This is a genomic window from Alphaproteobacteria bacterium HT1-32 (assembly GCA_009649675.1).
Classification (GTDB): domain Bacteria; phylum Pseudomonadota; class Alphaproteobacteria; order Rhodospirillales; family HT1-32; genus HT1-32.
The window spans coordinates 1-21,084 of the sequence record WJPL01000004.1; the positions used below are offsets into that span (position 1 = coordinate 1).

The 21,084-nt window shown below is 51.6% G+C and carries 22 protein-coding genes, 1 tRNA gene, 1 rRNA gene and 1 pseudogene; 4 read left to right on the forward strand and 21 right to left on the reverse strand.

What is annotated here, in order from left to right; all coding sequences use genetic code 11:
* The first annotated feature begins 39 nt into the window (after window positions 1-39).
* Window positions 40-154: ribosomal RNA gene (rrf, locus tag GH722_19285) — 5S ribosomal RNA — on the forward strand.
* Between the two features lie 116 nt (window positions 155-270).
* Window positions 271-347, forward strand: a tRNA-Met gene (locus tag GH722_19290).
* 169 nt (window positions 348-516) lie between these two features.
* Here GH722_19290 and GH722_19295 read toward each other — a convergent pair.
* The 7 genes from GH722_19295 to GH722_19325 all read right to left on the reverse strand — a co-directional run bounded on the left by GH722_19295 (window position 517) and on the right by GH722_19325 (window position 4,551).
* Window positions 517-1,137, reverse strand: coding sequence for a redoxin domain-containing protein (locus GH722_19295; GenBank protein MRG73909.1), 621 nt, complete (start codon window positions 1,135-1,137; stop codon window positions 517-519).
* Between the two features lie 47 nt (window positions 1,138-1,184).
* The gene (locus GH722_19300; protein ID MRG73910.1) at window positions 1,185-1,664 is read right to left on the reverse strand and encodes a copper chaperone PCu(A)C; all 480 of its coding nucleotides are present in this window, start codon (window positions 1,662-1,664) and stop codon (window positions 1,185-1,187) included.
* 81 nt (window positions 1,665-1,745) lie between these two features.
* Window positions 1,746-2,168: a hypothetical protein gene (locus GH722_19305; GenBank protein MRG73911.1), complete on the reverse strand. Its 423-nt coding sequence runs from the start codon at window positions 2,166-2,168 to the stop codon at window positions 1,746-1,748.
* A 64-nt stretch (window positions 2,169-2,232) separates the two neighbouring features.
* Complete coding sequence (locus GH722_19310; GenBank protein ID MRG73912.1) at window positions 2,233-2,877, reverse strand: thioredoxin domain-containing protein; 645 nt, start codon at window positions 2,875-2,877, stop codon at window positions 2,233-2,235.
* Window positions 2,864-3,292, reverse strand: a complete 429-nt coding sequence (locus GH722_19315) for a disulfide bond formation protein B (GenBank protein MRG73913.1) — start codon at window positions 3,290-3,292, stop codon at window positions 2,864-2,866. Before GH722_19315 ends, GH722_19310 begins: the two co-directional genes overlap by 14 nt.
* Before the next feature lie 13 nt (window positions 3,293-3,305).
* Entirely contained in the window at window positions 3,306-3,794 is a 489-nt protein-coding gene (gene lspA, locus GH722_19320; GenBank protein MRG73914.1) for a signal peptidase II, read from the reverse strand.
* 118 nt (window positions 3,795-3,912) lie between these two features.
* The gene (locus tag GH722_19325; protein MRG73915.1) at window positions 3,913-4,551 is read right to left on the reverse strand and encodes a cation transporter; all 639 of its coding nucleotides are present in this window, start codon (window positions 4,549-4,551) and stop codon (window positions 3,913-3,915) included.
* A 96-nt stretch (window positions 4,552-4,647) separates the two neighbouring features.
* Here GH722_19325 and GH722_19330 point away from each other — a divergent pair, with 96 nt between their 5' ends.
* Window positions 4,648-5,079 (forward strand): MerR family DNA-binding protein, encoded by a 432-nt coding sequence (locus GH722_19330; GenBank protein MRG73916.1) that lies wholly within the window; start codon window positions 4,648-4,650, stop codon window positions 5,077-5,079.
* Window positions 5,080-5,141: 62 nt separating this feature from the next.
* On the opposite strand, the gene GH722_19335 is transcribed toward GH722_19330, so the two are convergent.
* The 14 genes from GH722_19335 to GH722_19400 all read right to left on the reverse strand — a co-directional run bounded on the left by GH722_19335 (window position 5,142) and on the right by GH722_19400 (window position 19,870).
* The gene (locus tag GH722_19335) at window positions 5,142-5,630 is read right to left on the reverse strand and encodes a hypothetical protein (protein ID MRG73917.1); all 489 of its coding nucleotides are present in this window, start codon (window positions 5,628-5,630) and stop codon (window positions 5,142-5,144) included.
* Between the two features lie 74 nt (window positions 5,631-5,704).
* The gene (locus GH722_19340) at window positions 5,705-7,333 is read right to left on the reverse strand and encodes an AAA family ATPase (protein ID MRG73918.1); all 1,629 of its coding nucleotides are present in this window, start codon (window positions 7,331-7,333) and stop codon (window positions 5,705-5,707) included.
* Complete coding sequence (locus GH722_19345; protein ID MRG73919.1) at window positions 7,225-7,527, reverse strand: hypothetical protein; 303 nt, start codon at window positions 7,525-7,527, stop codon at window positions 7,225-7,227. Before GH722_19345 ends, GH722_19340 begins: the two co-directional genes overlap by 109 nt.
* Window positions 7,524-7,715, reverse strand: coding sequence for a helix-turn-helix domain-containing protein (locus GH722_19350; protein MRG73920.1), 192 nt, complete (start codon window positions 7,713-7,715; stop codon window positions 7,524-7,526). Before GH722_19350 ends, GH722_19345 begins: the two co-directional genes overlap by 4 nt.
* A 157-nt stretch (window positions 7,716-7,872) precedes the next feature.
* Window positions 7,873-8,715 carry a hypothetical protein gene (locus GH722_19355; protein MRG73921.1) on the reverse strand — a complete coding sequence of 281 codons (843 nt, stop codon included), beginning with the start codon at window positions 8,713-8,715 and terminating at the stop codon, window positions 7,873-7,875.
* On the reverse strand, window positions 8,708-10,030 hold the full coding sequence (locus GH722_19360; GenBank protein MRG73922.1) for a tyrosine-type recombinase/integrase: 1,323 nt from the start codon (window positions 10,028-10,030) through the stop codon (window positions 8,708-8,710). The genes GH722_19355 and GH722_19360 overlap by 8 nt, the downstream gene beginning before the upstream one ends.
* 334 nt (window positions 10,031-10,364) lie before the next feature.
* Window positions 10,365-13,646 carry a DEAD/DEAH box helicase gene (locus tag GH722_19365; GenBank protein ID MRG73923.1) on the reverse strand — a complete coding sequence of 1,094 codons (3,282 nt, stop codon included), beginning with the start codon at window positions 13,644-13,646 and terminating at the stop codon, window positions 10,365-10,367.
* Window positions 13,646-14,473, reverse strand: a complete 828-nt coding sequence (locus GH722_19370) for a hypothetical protein (protein ID MRG73924.1) — start codon at window positions 14,471-14,473, stop codon at window positions 13,646-13,648. Before GH722_19370 ends, GH722_19365 begins: the two co-directional genes overlap by 1 nt.
* Before the next feature lie 329 nt (window positions 14,474-14,802).
* Complete coding sequence (locus GH722_19375; GenBank protein MRG73925.1) at window positions 14,803-15,948, reverse strand: hypothetical protein; 1,146 nt, start codon at window positions 15,946-15,948, stop codon at window positions 14,803-14,805.
* 551 nt (window positions 15,949-16,499) lie between these two features.
* Complete coding sequence (locus tag GH722_19380; protein MRG73926.1) at window positions 16,500-16,712, reverse strand: helix-turn-helix domain-containing protein; 213 nt, start codon at window positions 16,710-16,712, stop codon at window positions 16,500-16,502.
* Between the two features lie 201 nt (window positions 16,713-16,913).
* Window positions 16,914-17,327 carry a hypothetical protein gene (locus GH722_19385; GenBank protein ID MRG73927.1) on the reverse strand — a complete coding sequence of 138 codons (414 nt, stop codon included), beginning with the start codon at window positions 17,325-17,327 and terminating at the stop codon, window positions 16,914-16,916.
* Window positions 17,324-17,707 carry a hypothetical protein gene (locus tag GH722_19390; GenBank protein ID MRG73928.1) on the reverse strand — a complete coding sequence of 128 codons (384 nt, stop codon included), beginning with the start codon at window positions 17,705-17,707 and terminating at the stop codon, window positions 17,324-17,326. Before GH722_19390 ends, GH722_19385 begins: the two co-directional genes overlap by 4 nt.
* The gene (locus GH722_19395) at window positions 17,704-18,672 is read right to left on the reverse strand and encodes a DUF4357 domain-containing protein (GenBank protein ID MRG73929.1); all 969 of its coding nucleotides are present in this window, start codon (window positions 18,670-18,672) and stop codon (window positions 17,704-17,706) included. The genes GH722_19390 and GH722_19395 overlap by 4 nt, the downstream gene beginning before the upstream one ends.
* A 43-nt stretch (window positions 18,673-18,715) precedes the next feature.
* A complete protein-coding gene (locus GH722_19400) occupies window positions 18,716-19,870 on the reverse strand; it encodes a tyrosine-type recombinase/integrase (protein MRG73930.1) in 1,155 nt (384 codons plus the stop codon).
* Between the two features lie 446 nt (window positions 19,871-20,316).
* Between GH722_19400 and GH722_19405 the strand changes: the two are divergent.
* A pseudogene (locus GH722_19405) lies at window positions 20,317-21,079 on the forward strand (IS5 family transposase).
* Window positions 21,080-21,084 lie beyond the last annotated feature (5 nt).

The window sequence follows — 21,084 nt, forward strand, 5'->3', positions numbered from 1 at the left end:
TGAAAATCACCTCAATACATAGACTTCCGGCATCGATGGCCTGGTGGCTATGGCGAGGGGCCTGCACCCGATCCCATCCCGAACTCGGAAGTGAAAACCCTCAGCGCCAATGGTACTGCATCTCAAGGTGTGGGAGAGTAGGTCGCCGCCAGGCCTTCCATGTCGGAAGCCTATGCAAAGAGAGATAAGGGATACAAATCCCGTCACCACAACACTTGTCCAGGATACCTCTCTTTCCCCTATACATCACAGAGGTATCCACCCACCCAACGCGGGGTGGAGCAGCCCGGTAGCTCGTCAGGCTCATAACCTGAAGGTCGTAGGTTCAAATCCTACCCCCGCAACCAACTAATCACGCCGCTACCTCAACAGGTTAGCGGCTTTTTTGCGCCCGGAGTTCGGAAGCAGAATACGGGTGGGGCTACCTTGGGGCTACCTAATTGAGGGGTGTTAAACAAAAAGGTCTGATAAACGCGTTGGAATAATATTTATCAAAACAATATATCGTCTGGGATGCTATAATGTTTGTCGTATCTTCGGGATGGCATTTTCCCTCGGTTCATGGAAATCGATAATGCTGACGAAGCGGCCTTCCGCATCGTATACAAACACTCCGGCTGTGTGATCCATCATATAGGTTTGACCAGACACTATTTTCTCGTATTTAACCTTAAAGCCAGCGGATGCATGGGCGATATCTTGGGACGAGCCGGTATAGCCGATGATGGCCGGATGGAAATTTTTGACGTATGCCGCCATGGCTTGGGGGGTATCTCTCTCGGGATCAACTGTGATGAATGCAACATTGATCCTCTTGGTGTCTTGGCCAAGCGCGTTAAGCCAGCCTGTAATATCAGCCAAGGTTGTCGGACAAATATCAGGGCAAAACGTAAAACCGAAAAACACAAGCATTGGCTTACCGATCCAGTCCGTCGGTTGAACTTGGTTGCCTTTGTGATTGGTTAATGTGAAATCCATTTGACCGATTGGAAGGGGCAGATTGCTCTCACGGGTTTTCCTTTCAGGGGTACCAGGGCCGTCAACCTGCCACCAACCTAACAGAAGAACCGCAGCAACTGCCGCCAATAAGCCACATCCGATGAGAAGCAGTTTTCCCGTTGATATACCCTGCACCATATCGTTTTAGCCTTTGTCGCGTGTAGGGCGTCTGCACCACATTCCAGTTAATTGGTTGGTCCGGATGCACCAACACCCAAAACTGGTAACTGTACATCGACCGTCCCAATCTCTTTGAAGATAAGAGTCATGTTGAATTTGTCCCCTTTTATGAGCGGTTGTTTCAGCTTCATCATCATTATGTGAAGCCCACCCGGCATCAGTACGACCTCGCTCCCTGCCGGGATCACTAGGTCACCTGCAGGCCCCATGCGTGCTGTTCCGTCTGACATCGTGCTTTCGTGGATTTCTGCCATCTCCGAAACAGGTGTGCTTACCTTGATCAGGATCACTGGTTCGTCACCTGCATTGCGGATAGACAGGTAAGCTGCCGCCGGGCGAGACATTCCAATTGATGCGCGAGCCCATGGAGCCTCTATGAGTATGCCACCTTTGCGGACATTGTCTGCCCGAGCTTGTGCGGTCATCATCACGATGAGCAACAGGCAAAATGCGCCCACAATAGATGTGTTTTTTAACACGCTCATATCCTTGTCTTTAAGTCTTCATCGATCATTTTGCGTAGCATGGCAAATTGATAGGTGCGTACAAATTTACCATCGGGGATATCAAATAGGCGGCAGAAGCCTGCCCCATCGTATAGGCGTCAGGTACTGTGTCTTGAGGAATCTTCTCAAAGAAAGCCTTGAACGATGATGGTGCTCCGCGATCTGCATATTACTTCCCATCAACCTGACAATAGATGGATGCATTGCAGAAACGTATTTATCGACATCTGCAACTCTATCTGGTTCCGGATCAAAGGTAATGAACAGGAGGGTCACTTTGGATGCGTCCGCGCCAAGGCCATCCATTACATTACCAAATCTGGCCAGTGTTGCTGGACAGTTATCGGGGCAATGTCTGAGTCCAAAAAAATCTAGAGGCCAATCGCCTCGGTGTGTTTTTTCACTGACTGTCTCACCTTCATGGTTGGTGAGCGAAAATTCGGGCTGAATAGTCGGCCCGGTTGTCGATTTTGTCTGGGTCAATTATGGCCGCCGAATACTACGACTGCGATCAGAACAGTACCCCATAGAATGTAGCGAACACGTCTCATAAAGCCTCAACTTCGGATCTAACGAGTTCGCGCAACTGGTTTTCACCGAACGACAGCAATGGCTTTCCATTAACAAAGAATGTTGGCGTACCTTTCACTCCGAATGATTTGATATCTGCTGCGTCTTGATTCAGCACGCCAACGATGTACGGCCTGCGACTTTCACGCTGAGCACGCGTTATGTCGAGTCCGGTACCATTGAGCAAATTCCATACACTTTCTGGTGTTCGCCCGTGTGGGGCCCAGCTTGATTGAGTTTCAAGCAATCGCTCCAGCACAGGCTCAAGCTTGCCTTGAAGACGTGCGGCCTCAAGAAGGCGAATTGCTTGCTCAGACGGTGGATGGAATGCTGCATATCTCAGTACCACGCGCACTTCCTCAGGATATGTCGCCATTATGTCTTTGACGACCGGATGGAAGGCGCGACACGATTCGCATGCTGGGTCAAAAAATTCAACAATAGTGACCGGAGCATCTTTAGGACCAAATATAGGCGAATGATGACGAACTAAGTCGGCAGCATTTGCAACTGGTGCCACCTTTGCCGTTTCCTCGACTGCGGGTTGATAGAGGTACACGCCGATACCAAAAATGCCGACCGCTACAACCCCAACTAGCGCTATAAACCTACGACGACTCATTTTCATGTCCTGTTGGTATAAAAAACAATAAGAGTGAGATCAAACCGAATGCCGCTAACGAGAGATATGGCAGCGGTAAATATCCGAAAAGAACCTGACCTTCTCCAGAACAGGAGGGACCATTCTGGGTGCAAGGTTGTATTGCCTCTGAGATAAACCCGGCAAAAAGCAGGCTATGCCATAGGGCCATTGAGCCTCCCCCAATGGCTAATGGTAATGCATAGCGGCGCACGTTAAGGTCCGATAAGTAACACGCAACACCGAGAATAATGGCTAGAGGAAACATTGCGATTCTCTGGTACCAGCATAGAACGCAAGGGGTACGTCCCATGATCTCACCGACAAATAGCACCCCCAGAGTGGACACCAGCGCAATCAACCATGCCCCGATTAGTGCTCTATCTGCGAAGATCATGGTTTTGGTGTTTTCAGGGTTCATTTTTTGTTTCGTCCCTTTCGGCCTCATTCGCCCCGGGTGTAATAAGTGATAAAATTATTAGAGATGCAGCCCCGACAAAAATGAATACATCGGCAAAATTAAAAGCAGGCCAATGCCACCCCATTGCATGGAAGTCCAGGAAATCGGTGACCGCGCCTTGCCTAATTCGATCAATGATATTCCCGATTGCACCGCCCGCGATTAGCGCAAGCGCCAATGCTTCCAGCGAGCGGTCCACGCGCAACGCCCAAACGGTGAGAACGACCGCAATGGCAATGGTTATCGCAATCAACGGCCATTGCTGATTGCTGAACACGTCACCAAAAATACCAAAACTGACACCCGTATTGAAACCCAGGCGAAGATTGAAGAACGGCGTCATTTCGAGCTTATACGGTGGTGTCGATAAAAAAGTGAGCGCTGCAAACTTCGTCGCCTGATCTAGGATTATCGCGCCCAATAGCACACTCGCCACGATAAGAAGCCATTTTGATCCAGCACAACGTAGGGAAAAAAGTTGAGCGATTCTCCCGCTCCTATGTTCAAGGGTGTATTTTGAAGCGCATCACAAACGAACTATGCTGACACTAAAAACACTATTCCGCAGCGACGGAATGCGCGTCTGCATGGCGACGTTCATCCATTGCTTGTTTGATAATCTGCAATGATGACCACAGGAACAGGCCAGCCATCAGTGCAGCGACGATCAGGTCGGGCCAAGCAGTTCCCGTCAGGTAAACCCCCATTGCCGCCAAAATCACTGCAACATTGCCGATGGCGTCGTTGCGGCTACAAAGCCAAACCGATCTGACGTTCGCGTCACCGTCTTTGAAACGCATCAGTACCCAGACGCTTACCAGATTTGCCGCGAGCGCCAATAGACCAATGCCACCCATGATCTCGGCCGATGGCACACCCAAGACCAAGACCTGATAGGCTGTGGAGCCAAAGACCCAAACCCCCATAGCTGCGAGGCTCAACCCTTTGACTAGAGCTGCTGTTGCGCGGACCTTGAGTGACATGCCGATGACGTAAAGGCTGATCGCATAGGTGATGGTATCTCCCAGAAAATCCAACGCATCAGCCTGAAGCGCCTTGGAACCGGCAAATGCACCCGCGGCCATTTCGACAAAGAACATTGCACCATTAATCGCAATCACTGCCCAAAGGGCGCGTTTGAATCCGTTTGAAACACCATCAAACTTGGCATCATTTCCGCAACAGCTTCCAGTCATAACGCATCCTTTCACTCGCCGTTTCATCTCGAATATGCTAAATGTAATGTCTACAGTAACTATAGGTTCAAGAGGTAATTTCCTTTGACCCGCGATTTGACGATTGGCCGCGTCGCCGAGGCTGCTGGTTGCAAAGTGCAGACTGTTCGATATTACGAACAGATTGGCCTTATTCCGGTCCCTCCCCGCTCAAGTGGAAACCAGCGAGTTTACGATGAGTCGGCTATCCATCGTTTGACGTTCATCCGCCATGCCCGTGAACTTGGGTTCCCGCTGAAGGCAATCCGCGATCTGATCAGCCTCTCGGATGACCCCAGTCATCCGTGCGCTGCGGCCGATGCTATTGCCAAGGCGCAACTCAACGAAGTCGATCATCGTATCCAGCGTTTGCGTGCGCTCCGTCATGAACTGGAACGCATGATCGAACAATGTAGGGGCGGACAGATCGCCGATTGCCGTGTTTTGGAAGTGCTGAGCGATCACAGTCTTTGCGAGACCGACGATCACGCGACACCGAAGAACTCATAGCGATGGCTGGACTTGGTCAGAACTAAATTCAACCGCATCAATGAATTTGTTTCCAGTCAGGGTCACTCTAGTACTGCATCTCGATTAAGTTTAGCCTTTCTTCTTGCTGCGCCGCTCAGTTTCCCAAGTTCCGACATCGCCTTGCGGATCATTTCTTTTTTATCGGTTTCCCCATCGTTGGCAGGTGCGTTAAAGCTCAATATTGTCTCATCGCCATCTGAGGTCGTCATGTCGTCAATTGCTGCATTTCCTGGAACGTTTGTTTGGTCGCGTTCTAAACGAGTCTTTTCGGCATTCGAAGCGGTTTCTTCCGGGCTTTGAAGCCGTTCAACGGTTCGCTGAACCGTTGAACGGCTGATGTTGGACGGCTCATTGAATGGCTTGGACCGGTTCTTTTGCGGGGAGGAGCCGTTCTTTGTATCATCTTCATCATTGAGCAGGGTTGATATCGCCCAAACGGCACCGCCGATGCCAATTGCTGTTAAAACAACAGGATTAAAAGCAAGCGGTAGCAAGCCACCAAGAACCGTCTTTGCAGTGTTCGCATTCATAATCGTAGTCCTTTCCATAAAGCGTTCCACCGTTCCGCCCCTTAGGGCGGGGAACGGCGGAACGCTGATTGTGTTTAGACCGAGGCTTGTGCTGCGGCCTTCTTCTTCCAGCGGTGAACGGTCGATTTCGAGACACCGAGTTCGTCCCCGACATCTCCCATTGAAAAACCATCACCGAGTAGTTCCATTGCACGCTTGAAGGCCATGTCTCCGGCCTCCCACGTCCATTCAAGACCGTCCTCTGTCTTTTTGAGGGTAGCCTCTATGTCATGGGCTTCCGCTGCTCCCATATGGCGGGCCTTCGTGTAGCGGATCATGATCCGGGTATCGTCGGTGCCCTGGATAAAGTCGTCTGGCCGCTTGAGCTGGATAACGATATCCATCACGTCTTCTTTCTTGTGACTGCCCCGCTGCTTCCCTTCCTTGTTGGCGTGATGGATGAAGACCACGGCAACGCCACGCTTACGGAGTTGCACCGCCCATTCCTGAACAGGTGACCAGCTATCGCCTTCGTTCTCATTGCCTGTACGAACAAAGGTCGAGATGTTGTCGATGAAAACGACCTTGGGATTTGTTTCCCTGACCATTTCATCGATTGCCAGACGTCCCTCCGGAAGACCGACATCCGGGTTGCTATTCGTAAGGTCCTGGCAGTCAGGCGTATAGATCGAGATCTCTTCCTTGGTCGGTATCCCTTTCGTAAGTAGGTTTAACCGTTCCTGCATAGCTGTGCCCTGCATCTCTCCGTCCAGGTAAAGGACGGGAACCGGCTTTGCCGCTTCGTAACTCAGGAACCGCTCACCGTTCGCTAATGCGACTGCGCAAGACAGACAGAAGAAGGTTTTCCCGATACCCCGGTCAGCAAAGACCATATTGATTGAACCCTCTGTCAGCCAAGGGGAGAGGAGGGTCTCCCGCCTGGGCAACTCCATACGGCTAAAGTCGTTTACGCTTATCAGCTTGTGGTGGTGCTTCGTAACGAGGAACTGCCAGGCGGCAGGGACTGGTTCTGCCTGATCCCTTACGTAACGAACGAACCGTTCACGAACGGTTGCCTGAGCAGGGTGTTGCGTAAGGCTATTCAAACCGTTCCAACCGTTGAGTTCCGGCTGATCGGCCAGGAAGTCGCAGGCGTCCGCTCTCTCATGGAAGGGAAAGCGAACAACCTTCACCTCAGGCGTTTGCTTGAACCGTTTGATATGCTGGTAAACTCGTTCCGCGTATTTTTCCCCCGGCTCATCCTTGTCAGGAAGAATGTATATACATTCTGCGTCTAGCAGGATCGACCAGTCCGCCTTGTCGGCCTGACCACTCCCGCCAAGACTGGTCACGGCTTGCAGGCCGAGCCCGTGCAGAGCGAAGGCGCATTTTTCCCCTTCCACGATGTAGAGCGGTTCGGAACCGCTCGTAACGGTTTCCAAACCGTATATACGATGTTCTTTCGGCAAGTCTGTAGGGATGCCGGATTGACCGGACGGTTCAAAGAACGGTACGATCTGCTTGCGGGTTTTTGAGCTGCTAGGTTCACACTCGTCTTCAAGACGGACAACGTGTCCTACCACGTGTCCGTCTTTTGTTTTGTACTCCCATTTCATTACCTCACGCATTTTGTCATCCTCCGAAGATCGAAGAAGGCATCCGAAAAACTCAGGCTGTGCCGTTGCATGTGGAAGTCGATGATATCGCCTCCCTTCGTGCCGCATGAGAAACAGCGGTAAGCACCTGTCGTCCGGTTTATGACGAGAGAGCCGGGGCGCTTGTCGTTATGGAACGGGCAGAGCCCGTTCCACTGGTGCCAGCCTTTGCCTGTTGCCTTGCCAAATGAACCGTTGAGCCGTTCGGCGTAGTACCGTTCAGGAGAGAGGTTTCTTTTTAGGATGTTGGCGATGCTGCTCATACCTGTACCTCCCCTTGCAGGCGTGAGGTAATGAATGCCTGCACATCCTCTTCGCGGTAGCGGACAAGACGTCCGGATTTCACATAGGGGAGGTTGTAGCGCTTGGTCGCACGCCAGACAGCGAGGGTGCCGACAGATACACCGAGTATCCTCGACACGTCATCCTTGGTAAGTAATCGGGTCGTCATCATAAAGTTTCCTCAGTCCAGTTAAGTGCCAGAGCGAATTGCTCGTTGGCCTGAGGTAACTTTGATTATTTAGTCGGAACGTGTGAGTGGAATTAAGTTAATTCAGCATGGAAAAAAGTAAGTTCCACTGTGGAAGAAACTAACCTCCACAGTAAGTTTAAAGTTCAGGTTTTGAGAAATAGCTGACAGCATGCAGATACAATGTGAGCTTACGCCGCTGGTCCCAGAATTGTTCTGTTGTGTGACGTGGGTGCTTATAGAAGTAGTCAAGTGGGTTGCTGTAATCAGCTTTAACCCAGTCGATTACACAGCCAAAAAGCTCGGGGTAGGATTTGTCATTGGCTGCTATCAGATCATGGTGGGTTTTCATGAGATCGATAATCTCTTGAAACAAACTTTTGAACGCTGTTACCGCCTTCTCAAATGCTTTTTCTTCGCTTTTCAAGTTTGAGATGTCGAACTGAAGGAAAAAGCTGATGTTGGTAGCGTTGTCTAATATTGTCAGGTCTCGTTCTGTAGGTCTTCCAAGTTTTCGGAAGTCTCTGTAAGTGTTCCGCAGTTCGCGGAGGTGACCTTCTGTGACTACTGCATCCCCCCGTAAACGGATTAGCAGTTTCATTGCTTGAGTCTCTGATGAGCCCCTTGCGACCATCAGAGCTATGAAGATGCAGTTTACCTCCCTCGTGTCGTAGTCATATCTCGATGGTCGGCCTTTCCCATGAGAGCAATGTTTGACATATCTCTCTTGAACCCACCTGAAATCGTAACCTGTCAGGCGGCGCATGCAGCTAATCACTCTGTCCATGGCCATTTCTGCATGAGTCGCATACGAATCGAATACATTGTCAGGCTGTTCGAATCTGGCTTCATGCGCTTCGAAGCCTTCGAGAAGCGACTTAAACAGGAATTCTTTTTCAGCATGTGACGCGGTCTCTATGACATGCCATGCATGCTCGATTTCTCTTTTTCTCACTGGATCAGTCGTTTCTATGTCACTCATGCTCTTTGATTCCCGTAAGGCTTAACATTGCAGCAGTAGCAGCATCGATGGATGCGCGTATCGGGTCATTATGCAGTCGGGCATAGACCTGTGTCGATTGTTGGGACTTGTGGCCGAGAGAGCGGCCAATGATTTGCAGACTTGCACCAGAGATTGCCTGATAGCTTCCGAAGGTGCGGCGGATATCGTGCAGCCGAATATCCATAAGGCTTTTGGGTAGTTCTGTATTCTGCTTTTGCGCTTCCATTTCTACGGCGTTGTAGAGACTTCCAATCTCATGGCCTTCGGGAAGTGTTATCTTCTTCTCTTCGATCAAAGCGGCGATCTTCTGGTCCTGAGACCAGGCTGAGAGCGTTGCCCGCTGCTTGATCCGTATCCATGCTTTCTTCGGGTCGATCAGGTGCCCGCCCTTGCTGGTCTCGCTGGGGAATACCCAGGGGCTTCCCGCTCCGGCCTTGAGGCGACGCTCCAACACCTCTTCAGCCTTCAGGGATAAAGGCACTTCTACCGGCTCGCCGTTCTTGCTGTCTGGAATACGCCAGGTCTTGTTGTGCCAGTCCACTTGCTCCCACCGCATTTCCAGAACGTTCGTTTTGCGGGCTCCGGTAAAGAGGGAGATATATATATAGTCCCGCGCTACCTCATTATGCTCTGCCTCAAGGGCTTGAAGGAGGAGGGGCATCTCATCGGGCAGAATGTAGCGGTCTCGTGATTTCTCCCGGAACTTCTTGATACCTTGCGTCGGATTAGCCCCATCCCATCCCCACTCAATCGCCTTGTTGTACATGGAGCGGATACGCTCAAGCATCCTGTTGGCCTGATAGAGCCCGTTGTTCTCTCGCATATGGAGATGAAGGGTCTTGATCTCGTATTTGCTGATATCGGAGATTTTCCGATTGAACCAATGGGAGAGGAACTTGTTGATCTCCCTTTCATCATATTCCCACGACTTCTTCTCAACCTTGCTGTAGCGCTCCATGTAGAGGTCAAAGAGCAGCTTGAGCGTGATTTCCTTTCGCAGACGGTTCTTCTCGACGTTAGGGTTCTCTCCGCTAGCTAAAGCTCCTTTGGCTTTTGTGGCCTCCTTGCGGGCATTCTCTATCGTCATATCGGGAAAGGTTCCCAGGGTGACACGGACAGGCCGTCCCTGGTGCTTCTGGTAGAGCTGGAAGGTCTTTTGCCCGTTCGCTGTAACGCGAATGATAAGCCCGGTTACGCGGGTATCTTTGAACGAGAAACGTTTTCCCTGTGGCGGCAGGGGTAGGGCACTTAAAACAGCCTTGGTGAAGTTGAAACTTTCATTTGGGGCTACCATGGGGCTACCTATTTGCGCTAAACTCAGGAATATACGAACATCCTGATTAAACGACGATGCGCATAATAGATAGCAAAAAGAACAGGTTATTAAATGTCATGCACCTACGTTAAACATAGGTCAGTTTGGCTCATAACCTGAAGGTCGCAGGTTCAAATCCTGCCCCCGCAACCAAACATTACAAGGCCTTAGCGATAATCTCGCTAAGGCCTTTTTCACGTCTGGAAGCAAGATGGAAGCGCTGCGGGACGTCTCTCGCAGATGTTGCTTATACCTTTTGCTCCAAACTGAAACATCGTGTTGCAGCATTAGCTGCTCGCTAGCTCACTGGAAATTAGAGATATGTTTTTACTCGATCGAAAACTTCCTGATAATTCGCGGTATTCTCGAATTCAGGCGGTTTTTCAATTGCTTCGGCGAATGCCTTGTGCGCATGTACACGACTTATAAACCCCCGTTTTATGTCAGCGAATGCGAGCTTGTTCGGTGTGTCGAAACCTCTCCGAATACCCGTGGCAAAGCATTCGGTGACAGCGATTGATGTCGCGCTTCCAGTCGCTATGTCTTCGATTTCAGAAGCCGTACGCGACACCAAACCGGCGGCGAATGAGAAACTCAAAGGTATGACCTGAGAGATCAGTTCGCGCGCTTGCGGGCAAATGAGATTCTTTTCGGGGTCGCCGCCAAGTTGACGTTCAATATCGCGGATTGGAGCTCCGGTGAGCCACGCAATAATACCGGGTTCCAAGCCTTTAACGGCACCGGCGGAAAGCGGACCATCTTTCTTCAGGCCTGCGGCACCGCGTATCGCTCTGCGATCGCGTGTCAGGATCGCATCGCGCGCCGTATCGTCCTTCTCCAGCCACGCAATTACCCAACTCGCCCAGCCTGGGATTGTATTGGGCAGCGTTCCAATATCGTCCATCAATTTCAGCTTAAGCGTTTTCAGTACCGATATTGGTGCCCCACTTTGTCTTGCAAGTTCACCAAGCGCCGTATCGTCAGCCTCATCGGTTCTCTTGGCAAGAACCTCGTTCAGGCCCTGCACCTTGGCGTTGAACTCTTCCAAGGCGTTGCGGCGCTCTGCTAAGAATCCTGCGAACGAGTTCTTAACGTCGAACCGCGTTTTAGCCTCTGTCTCCGCGTTTTCTGGTGCGATGGAGGTTCCCAAACGATTGAGGGCATATTCTACATCTCCGTCAGTGAGATCGGCAGAACTGATCCGGTCCAGTATCACTTGAAGCGGATCGCTGAGGGTAAGGCATCGGTCATCTTCCGGGAGAACTGACTGGAGTTTTTCGATAACGTCAGATTCAATTTCGTTGATCTTTGAGAACTGTAAGATTGGTTCGGGTACGAGAAGCACTATACCATTTGCTAGATGTCCCGCCCGACCTGCGCGCGCCGCAGCGTTCAGGATTTCGTGCGCTTCAAGCGCTTCCCGTTCGCCATCCTCGGGGTCAGACCGTTTGTCTCCGGCAAGTATCGCAATGTGGGCCGGGAGATTAAGACCTTGGGCCAATGTAGGTGTCGCGACGATGACTTGCGCGCCATCTGCGCGTCGGTAAAGCCTTTCGGCAAGATCGCGTTCCTGCCGGATCATCTGAGCACTGTGTGGAACCGCCACCGTGGGTGCGGGAATCAACGAATGTTTGAGATCACCAAGTTCGCACTCTAGGGCTTCCCAACGCCCCTGTTCATCCTGCGTTGCTTTAGGAGCATCCCCCAATTGTTCCGATATTTCGCGAGCGGTCGACGCAGCCGTGATCTTGCTGTTTACAAATACAATACCCTTGAGGCCATTACGTGCCGCTGTTGCGGCAATATGCGCTGCCACTTTATTCGCGTTTGGGGTGAGATTAATTCCATACGGCGAGAGCTTACCGGTCAGTGTAACCGGCGAGTCCGAGATTTTCACCGTAGTACAAAATGCAGAGTCGTCTTTCAGCCAGTTGTGTTGAAGCCCAAAAAGCGCGAATGGTTTGCACTTAAGAACGTCTCTTGCCGGTTTGAGCAGTCCCTTGGGTTGCTTCTTTTTCTTGGCAGCTTCATCGCGTTGAATCTTCAGGGCAAGTTTCTTAGCGTCTTCCAGCGTTTTGCGTTCATAGAGAACTACACCACGCGCCTGTCTACTCGGCTTCCACAGCGGGTCGGCGAAAACGCATTCACGCCCGGTCAGTTTTTCGATCCAGACCGCAAACTCGCTCCCGTTTCGCAGCATCGCCGAGAGAAAAAGGAAGTCGGCATTGGGAACTATGCTGTTGAATGATAGGACACAGAACATGCTGTCCAATGCCCTCCGCAGGTTGGAAGACGGGCTGAGCAAATGGCATTCATCAAAAACTAGTAGGCTGACGTTCTCGAAGACTTCTGGAGCGTATGAGAGTAGGGCTAGGCAGCGCTCCGGCGTCATGACCTCTATGCTTTCCAGCGCTGAACCTGCCGTAAAGGCGCGGTCAAAGTCGCTGGAAACCACGGACCCCTCAAGTTCTTCGGGGAAGACCTGCTGCAAGTCTTCGGTCAGTTGATCGACCAGTGCATGGGTCGGCGCGATAAAAATCACCGACTTCCCACGTGCCAGCGCGCCTGCAATTTTGACACAAGAGACCGTGGTCTTTCCGGCACCCGTCGGCAGTACCAGAACCGCGGACTTGCCCGTGTCCTGAAAGCCTTTTCCGAGTGCCTCGCGATGGTTTGGCCACAGGAAGGGTGCCGTGCTTGCTCGGTGACGTAGCCATTTCTGCCAGAAATCAACGTTGGCTCCGCCTGGCGGGAGCATCTTAGTAACTGCTGCGCCAACCGTGCTTTCATATGCTGCAAGCAGTAGAGAAGCGATGTGACGAGGTCCTGGATAGCTCGTCAAAAGCCTTTCTGCTTCGAGAACATGTCCGGCATGATCTCGTGAAGACAACTCTACGACGCGTTGAAAAGCGGCCCGTGCGTTGTCGAAACGCCCATGCGCTTTCTCCGGTGCTGCTACGGACAGTACTTCTGAGGCAAACAGTTCTATTCCAACGATCAAGGCCTCGAAGAGCGCTATTGTGCTACGCTCTTCGAGCGACGGTGCCGATACGAAAGCCGCTGGCCTTCTTTCCGATCGTTCGAGGATGCTATCGAAGTGTCCTGAGGCAAGATCGCGAATGTCCTCAGCGAGCAATGTGCAAACGTAATGCTGCGGGCGGTCTTCCGGACGAATATTGCGAGCAGCTTCGTGCGCGTCTGCGTACTGCTCTGCGGCAAGGAAGAGCACGGCAGCCGCCACGGCAGGGTCTATACCGTCCCTGTCCATGATCGGGGTAACAGCCTTTATGTCAGCTGCAACTGCTTCCTGTGCCAGAATTTGCTGCGCTGTCCCCGCAACGAATGCGGCAGCCCGCCGGGTGTCCGGTTCGCTTTGGATCGAAACGATCAGCTCATAGGAATCCGCAATTCTGGTGAGCGGCCAATCTGTGTCAGTTCCGTCGTCTGCCGATTCGTCACCGCCTTCCACCATGCGTAAGCGGCGGGCCGCGAACTCGGCGTACTGCGCTGTTAGCAATTGCGGTAGCTCATCGGGATCGAGCCCGGGTAGGGCCGGTGCCGAGCGTAGGAATTCTGCTGTCACGGGATCGAACATCAGGCACCATCCTTCGCCAACCCGTCGATATAGGCGATGGCTAATTCCGCCATCTCGTCAAACCAATCTCGGAGTTCTGCTGTTGTCACAAACGTAGCGCCGATCCGCTGCTTGTCTGTAATCTTATCGAGCTTTTCATACCCCTTGAAGAGCGCGGCGCGCCCATTTTCAGAGTCGCTACAAGCCTCGATTGCGAGCCCTGCGCGGTACGCCCTAAATTGAAGGTCGAGGACTCTTGCTGCAGCCTGTGTCGCCGCGGTGCCGGTAAGCTTGGTGCTAATCAAGGTAGCGGCAGCCGCGACCAACTCAGATGCCCGCTTGTTCCTGTGATATACTGCAAAGGCCGGCAGAATTTCGTCGCGAAACATCCTTCTCGGGTCTTCCGAACACTTATCTTCGAAGATGGTTGCGCGTGTAATCGTTGTGCCTTTTTCATCCAGCTCTATCATGAAACCGTCGAGGCCCTGCGTCGTGGCACTGATATGTGGGTCTTTGAGCAATACCTCCCCATCAGCTAGCTGCCTCGCAGCAACCCATGATATCGCCTCGAAAATCAGGCCGTCCCGGTGCCAACGAGACGCCTTCTGTGCATTCTTCGTATCACCCTTGATCGAGAGACGAAGCTTTGCGTATTCGCGTAGTGCCTCATCATTAATTGCCGGCGCTGCCGGCGAGAGATCGGCGATGATCTGGGCGGCATGCACCGCCTGTCCCATGGCTATGACAGATATAATGCGGGCAAGATAGTCGGCATCCGAGACTTCCCAGCGCAATCCGACGCAATGCTCATTGACTTTGCACGCCTCAATGTTCAAGGCTCGTTGCAATTTTCGGCCTCATAAATCCAACCAATAATAGCAACGTTATCTGTTCGCCGAAAACATGCCAAGTTCTCACGCTGGGCCGTCGTGTAAATTGACACTTACAAGCTTCATTGTAGCCTGCGGACGGCGGGAACGCTTTAAGCTACAAGCCCCTCCTTGTCACCGCGGGACACGTTTAAAGTTGATCAAATCAATTCGTGCTACTAGTTCAAGTGACTATTCTTCACCCTATGGGGAAGTTCAAATTGCGAACGTGTCTGTGCGGTTGGTCTTGATCCGCCATTGGATCGAATAGATCGCGGCAGTAATGCGAACCGTATCGCAAGTTTGGTTCACTCCAAGAATACGATCCTATCACGCGCTCGTTTGATGATGGCATGGAGGTCTTTACTCTTTGGCCGAAAGTAGCGCCCAATTTCCTTCGCTAGAATCATAGGCAAAAGCGTCGCTATCTGCTCATCACTCAAACCTCTACATATTGCCAGACCAACTGCATTCCCAGCACACAACGCAAGGTAAGTTTCCTGAGCCTGCGTTCTTTCAACCTCTTTCACCTGCCCTGGCGTAAGGCCAGACCGCAAGTCGAGAAGATTGCTTGCGGCTGTTTCTTGTGCCGCCTGCCAAAGCGGGCTGAGTGTTTGCCGTGTTACGTTGCTGTCGCCCTGAAAGTCATCAAGGTAACGGATACCGTCCAGCGCATTGACGATCACATCGCCAATCGATGCCTCGAAATCCTCAATAGACGTGATCCGGTATTTGTCCTTGAGTTCCTTTTTGCCGGCTCGAACTTCGATCCGCCAAACTTCCAATGTTTGGTCATGAGGATCCTTGCTCCAAGCTTCGAACCAGAACCACTTTTGGCGTTCGATGGCCTCTCTACGCTTGTTGTAGATGATGATCTGTCGCCCTGGCTGTTTGCCGATTGTGGCGCTTTCAGCCACGCGGCCACGATAAACTGAAGATGGTTGGTATGGGTCTAGTTCGCCTTCCTTTTTGCCCCAGTACGGAGCAACCTTGGTGTGAGAATGTGCAACGATCTGTTCCGGATGCAGTTCAAACCCTGACGTCTCAAAATCCATGGCGAAGTCGACGCGGTTGATTGAGTGCCCGGTTGCCTGGCCACCCATTTCGATAAATGCTTGGTGAAGTCGGTCGAACGTTTCCCGATATCCATAGGCGAGTAGCATTGTCGCGCGGGGTGACACGAAGATGTTCCACTGGTTTGCGTCGGTATTGCGTTTGATCATCCATTTCGCGCCCAAGGGGCCGGTGTCGAGCAGGTAGCGATATCCGCCCTTCTTTCCGAAACTCTCGATATGGGCTTTGATCTGGTTGGCCCCGATCCTGATCAAGGCCTTGTCTTGTCGTTCCTCCGCTTCATCGCGTCCCGCTTCTAACTGGTCCAGTACCTCTAGCGGAAATGCACCTCTGACAGCGAAATCAAACGTGTCGAAACCAGCATATAGCAGTTTCACCATCTCTACTCTCCTTTACGCTGCGGTAAGTGTAGAGGGGGGTGTTACAAAGACCCCCCTCTTGGTTTCCGCATGCCGATTGAACAAGAAAGTGCGCGCGCCTGCGGCACGCGCTGTTTCGGCGCTTCGCGCCGACGCCGCTTTTGTTTTAGGGGCGGGATGGGGAGAGTGCGGAGACGCTCCTACGTCACGTAACCGGCAGAGTTTGCGATCAGGTTTCGGTTGTCTGATGGGAAGCGCCACTACGTACGTAAGGTATACGTAGGTACTGCCAATCTGCTTTTTCCCTACGTAGGGTAGGTAGGGTGGCCGAGGGTGCAGCTTCCTATATATGTATATATAGAAAATGCCGCGAATGACTGGGGCAGGGCCCGTTTCTATATATACATATATAGGAAGCTGCATGGTCTGGCCGACCTGGCGCGATGCGCGCCAGGTCTCCAGGTGGAAGGAAAGCCGGAAGCCCTGCCTGTTGGTACAGGCTACACACTCCCGGCTCCGCCCCCAAAAACCCAAGCGGCGCGGCGAACCCCGCCTGGGCAAAACTAAAAGAGTCATGACTGGTACTCTGATGTCGTGCGAATTGTTTTCGCACTGATCCAGTCAAGAAGATCGCCGACACGATATCTGATAGACCGTTTCGATACTTTCACGAAGGCCGGTCCGCCTCCGCGTAATCGCCAGTTCTGAAGGGCTCGATCAGTATAACCCAGAAAGCGGGCTGCTTCCTGTTCGTTGATTAACCGATCTTGGTTTATGGTTGAGATATTGTCTTGATGTACTGTCACTGAAAACTCCTGTTACCGTTGAAGTGCGGAAACAGATGACAGATGCTGAAAGGGGGAAATAGACGTTATAATAAAATTAAATCATAACGTTATTTGCACTGCGTCGTTATGGTTTTTGTGGTTACAAAACAGTGAGTTATCTTGGTATTGAATAAACCATAACGGCATAATGTTAGAGTGTTATGGTTTTTTCGGCCTTCCACCCTTTCTCCATGCTGCCGGAGTGGTTTGCTCCCATATTCGCCTGGCTGGCCTTGGCCCCAGTCCGAACTCGTTTAGGGCGTAGTCCAGATACCAATGGACGGTTTTCTTTTTTGGGCCTGCTGCAACTTCTTTCCTTAGGAATGTCGCAAACTTCTCCTCTGCAGAATATTCTTCAATCCCGATGCCCCTGATTGGCTCTATTGTCTTTAGCCATTCATGGAACTTTTTTCGTTCAATCGTTACATACCCCCAGCGCTTTCCTGAGACGCGATCACCTGCTTTAAGCAGGGAAAGACTAAACACGAAACGGCATCCCGGCTGACGTTCCCAATAGTCCCATTCGATCACTTGTGAGCCATTGTAGTGCGCCGGAAAGGCATTATTCTTCATGCCAGCAAGTAGATGTTCTTCCGCTGTTTGTCCTCGTATGTAGCGGTCATACCGGTGCTGATGGCTCGCTCCTGGTTGCCAGTATTCGTGAATGTGGATTGATGCTGCCCCCTACGCGCGAGAAGATCAGCTTCTTCTGTTTTCAGTTTATGAATTGCCTCGGCTCTTACTTCTTTGGAGATTGCTTTCGCTATCTCATTTAGCCGGGGTTCAATCAGTTGAATTGATTCAATGTGCGGTTTTCGTTTTTCATCCACCTCAGAGGGAGAAGGAACAGAATCCTGTTTGTATTCGGTGCCATCCCATCCGTCCCCATAGAGGTGACGACCTAGTACGTCATAAGCATGAAGCAAAAAGTAATAGTCATCGAAATTAATCATTCCTCAGGTATCAGCTTCTCGACAGCAGCAACCTGATCTTCCTGATAATCGGCATATGTTTTTTCGGTACCTTTCACCTTCCAAGTTTTCCGGCCATTTGCTGAAATGCCGAGGATAAGGTCAGCCGCTGCACTGGGACTTGAGAATGCATAGTCTTGCATGAATCGCATTTCGTTTTGTACTTCTTGGATAATCCCATCTTCTTTGAGTTGGGTGAGCAATTTCCAATAACGCGGCCTGCTTTCGACGTCTATATGATCTCTGTTACGGACTGATGATCCGGAGAGTACAATAAAATCGCCGTCTATTTCGCTAGCTTCGGCATGTATTGAATGTTTTTTGCTTATTATTTCGTATAAAACTTCAGTTTGTTGGGGGGCTGTTGATATTCGCGTGTCATCGCCAGTCGATACGCCAGGTGTTTCTTGCAGGCTAGTACGCGGCTTTCTGCGAAGAAAATCGAGACCTAGTACAGGTAGGACTATTCTGATTTGCTCGATGAAAAACTCCATGTCAGCAACATCGGCCTCCGGTAAATATCCATATTCCGGTGCATTCCCATTCTGCAGTTTCGCTCGCGAGACATCGTTAGCGATGCCTATTAGGCGGCTTTCAAGAAAACGCGCATGGGCTTTCGTAAGGTTCTGATCTTTGCTGGTAACGATCAATGCTCGGTCCCAAAAATCCTTGCCTCCCTTTTCCTCAGATTTGTTGTGCTGCGTAAGCCGCTTGGCAACATTATCACTTTCACCGATATAGATTTCTGGCTTAGTCCCGTTATCAGGAGAGAGATTTGTTAGGAAATAGACACCTGTGCGAGTTGCCTCATTTCTTTGAATCAGTTCGGCAAGTTTTGTTCGTGGTGCTGCTAAAACATGCCCCGTCCAGTTCATTATTTCAGCGGTGATCATCCCCGTGGGATTTCCATCCACTAGGAACATCCGGATAGTTCGGCCCTTTGTCATAGCTTTCCCGCATTTTAGCGCAACTGATGCGGTATTAAGACATTTACGGACCTAACAATCTACCTAGTTCGCTCGATACTCTGTCAGCGGAAGCCTGCATAGGATCGTCTGCCAGATGAGCGTAACGCTGTGTCGTCTGCTGTTGAGTATGTCCGAGCAACTTACCGATCATAGGCAGGCTTTCACCCAAGCCAACCGCACTGGACGCAAATGTATGCCGTAAGTCATGGATACGGACATCTTCTAGACCCGCTTCTTTACGGATACGACGCCACGGCTTTTGCATATCCGTCAGGTGACTGCCGGGTTTGATCCCGGTTATCACGTAAGGGTTTCCGTCTATCTGTTCGATGCCTGCCAGAACCTCCAAGGCACCCTTGCCGAGATAGACACGCTTCGCGCCGGTCTTTGAATCCGGCAGATAGATGATGTTGCCCCTTACGTATTCCCATTTGAGCGTCTGGATTTCTCCGAGCCTGCATCCCGTAAGGATCAAAAGCCGTAAGGCATTTATAGCAGCCTGGCTTTCGGTGCCGGTCAATTCCAGTTCCCGTAACGTATCGCCAAGCCGTCCGAGTTCGTCAGACGACAGATACCGTTCCCGTTTCTTCTCTTCGTACTTCCTTACGTGCAGGCAGGGATTAGTGCCGTCTTCCCGCAAGCCCCAAACCTCTGCCTGATTGAACATGACGGAGAGGACGCCAAGTGTACGGTTGGCCTGATAGGGTTTATCCCGGTGCGCATGATGCAACTCAGAAATATGAGACCGGGTTACGTCCGTAACCTTCATGCGTCCGAGTGCCGGGATAATGAACAGATCAACATTGCGGCGATACTCTTTCTCGGTCGATTGCTTGCAACGCGCCGGGACATATTCAGACATGAACCGTTCGCAAAGTTCGCTCACGGTCGGCGACGATTTATAGCGCCGCGTTTCTTCTGCCGGATTGCCGCCCCTTGCAGCATCAGAGAGCATGTTCCGGGCATCGGTCCGGGCTTCGTCCGGCGTTATCGTTCCGTGCCTCCCCAGCCGCTTGCGCCGCGTTCTTCCGGCAGTATCGCGATACTGGATGATATAGGTCTTGCGTCCGGTCGTCATAACGCGAACGCCAAAGCCGGGGAGGGTGTCATCCCAAACGAAGTAATCCGTTTCCTTCGGCTTCAATCCATCGACAGTGCGTTTAGTGATCTTTGGCATGCTTCCAACTCCACTCTGGAAGCAATATGGAAGCAGGAGACAGCGAATTGCAAGGTTGTTAAGAGTCTTGCAGCGTAGAAAGCATTCCAATAAACCGCATATAATCAGCGGAATAGCGTTGTTCTGCGGAGCATGGAGGGTGTGAGCGTAGGTAGGATAAGCTAACTCATAACCTGAAGGTCGTAGGTTCAAATCCTACCCCCGCAACCAAATTCTTACACCGCTACCTCAACAGGTCAGCGGCTTTTTTACGTCCGGAAGTTGGGAGCGTGAATAAGGGTGGGGCTGCTTGGAATTTCTTCTTTCATTACTCGGATGCAGGCAGACCGGTTTAGATTCAATGTACTGCAGATTACCTTGTCCCGTGATTTGCATCGTTTGAAAGTTAGGTTTTGTTTCCCATTGAAAGAGATGGACGATGGTGTGTTTCACTTCGGGAGATTGGGATGGCTCGGCTTTTCTGGCTTAATAATGCGCAATGGGCGGTGATTAAACTGACCTGCCGAAGAACCAGCGGGGTGCGCGTCGTGTTGATGATCTCCGGGTGATCTCCGGGTGATCTCCGGGATCATCCATGTTCTTAAGACAGGCTGCCGATGATGTGACTGTCCTGGCGAGTATGGCCCATCGACTACGGTCTACAATCGCTTCAATCGCTGGTCACGCCGACGATTCTGGACGGACCTGACGGAGACCCTGGCGACAACCGGCGCTGTGCCAGCGTCAAGCGGCATTGATAGCACCTGCGTGAAAGCTCATCGCTCCGCGCACGATGGAAAAGGGGAGCAAGGCGCAGGCGATCGGGCTTTCACGGGGTGGTCAGACGACTAAAGTCCGCGCGCTCACCGACACCATAGGCCGTCCCTTCGCCTTTGAACTGAGCCCGGGAATGTCGCGGACAGTACCGCAGCAGCATCCTTATTCAACAAACTCTAGGCTGCGCGCTATCTGCAGGCTGACAAGGGCTATGACGCCAATGCTATCCGGGCAAATCTGGGCCGCAACGGCATCGTCCCGGTCATTCCGGGGCGTATCAACCGGAAGCACAAAACCGTCTAGGACAAACGACGCTACCGGGACCGCCATTTCATCGAAAATGCCTTCTGCCGCATCAAGGACTTCCCGCGCGTCCACACACGTTACGACAAGTTGGCCAGAAACTTCCTGTCCGCAATAGCTATCGCCGTCCTCGTTGCATTCTGGCTATGATTGAA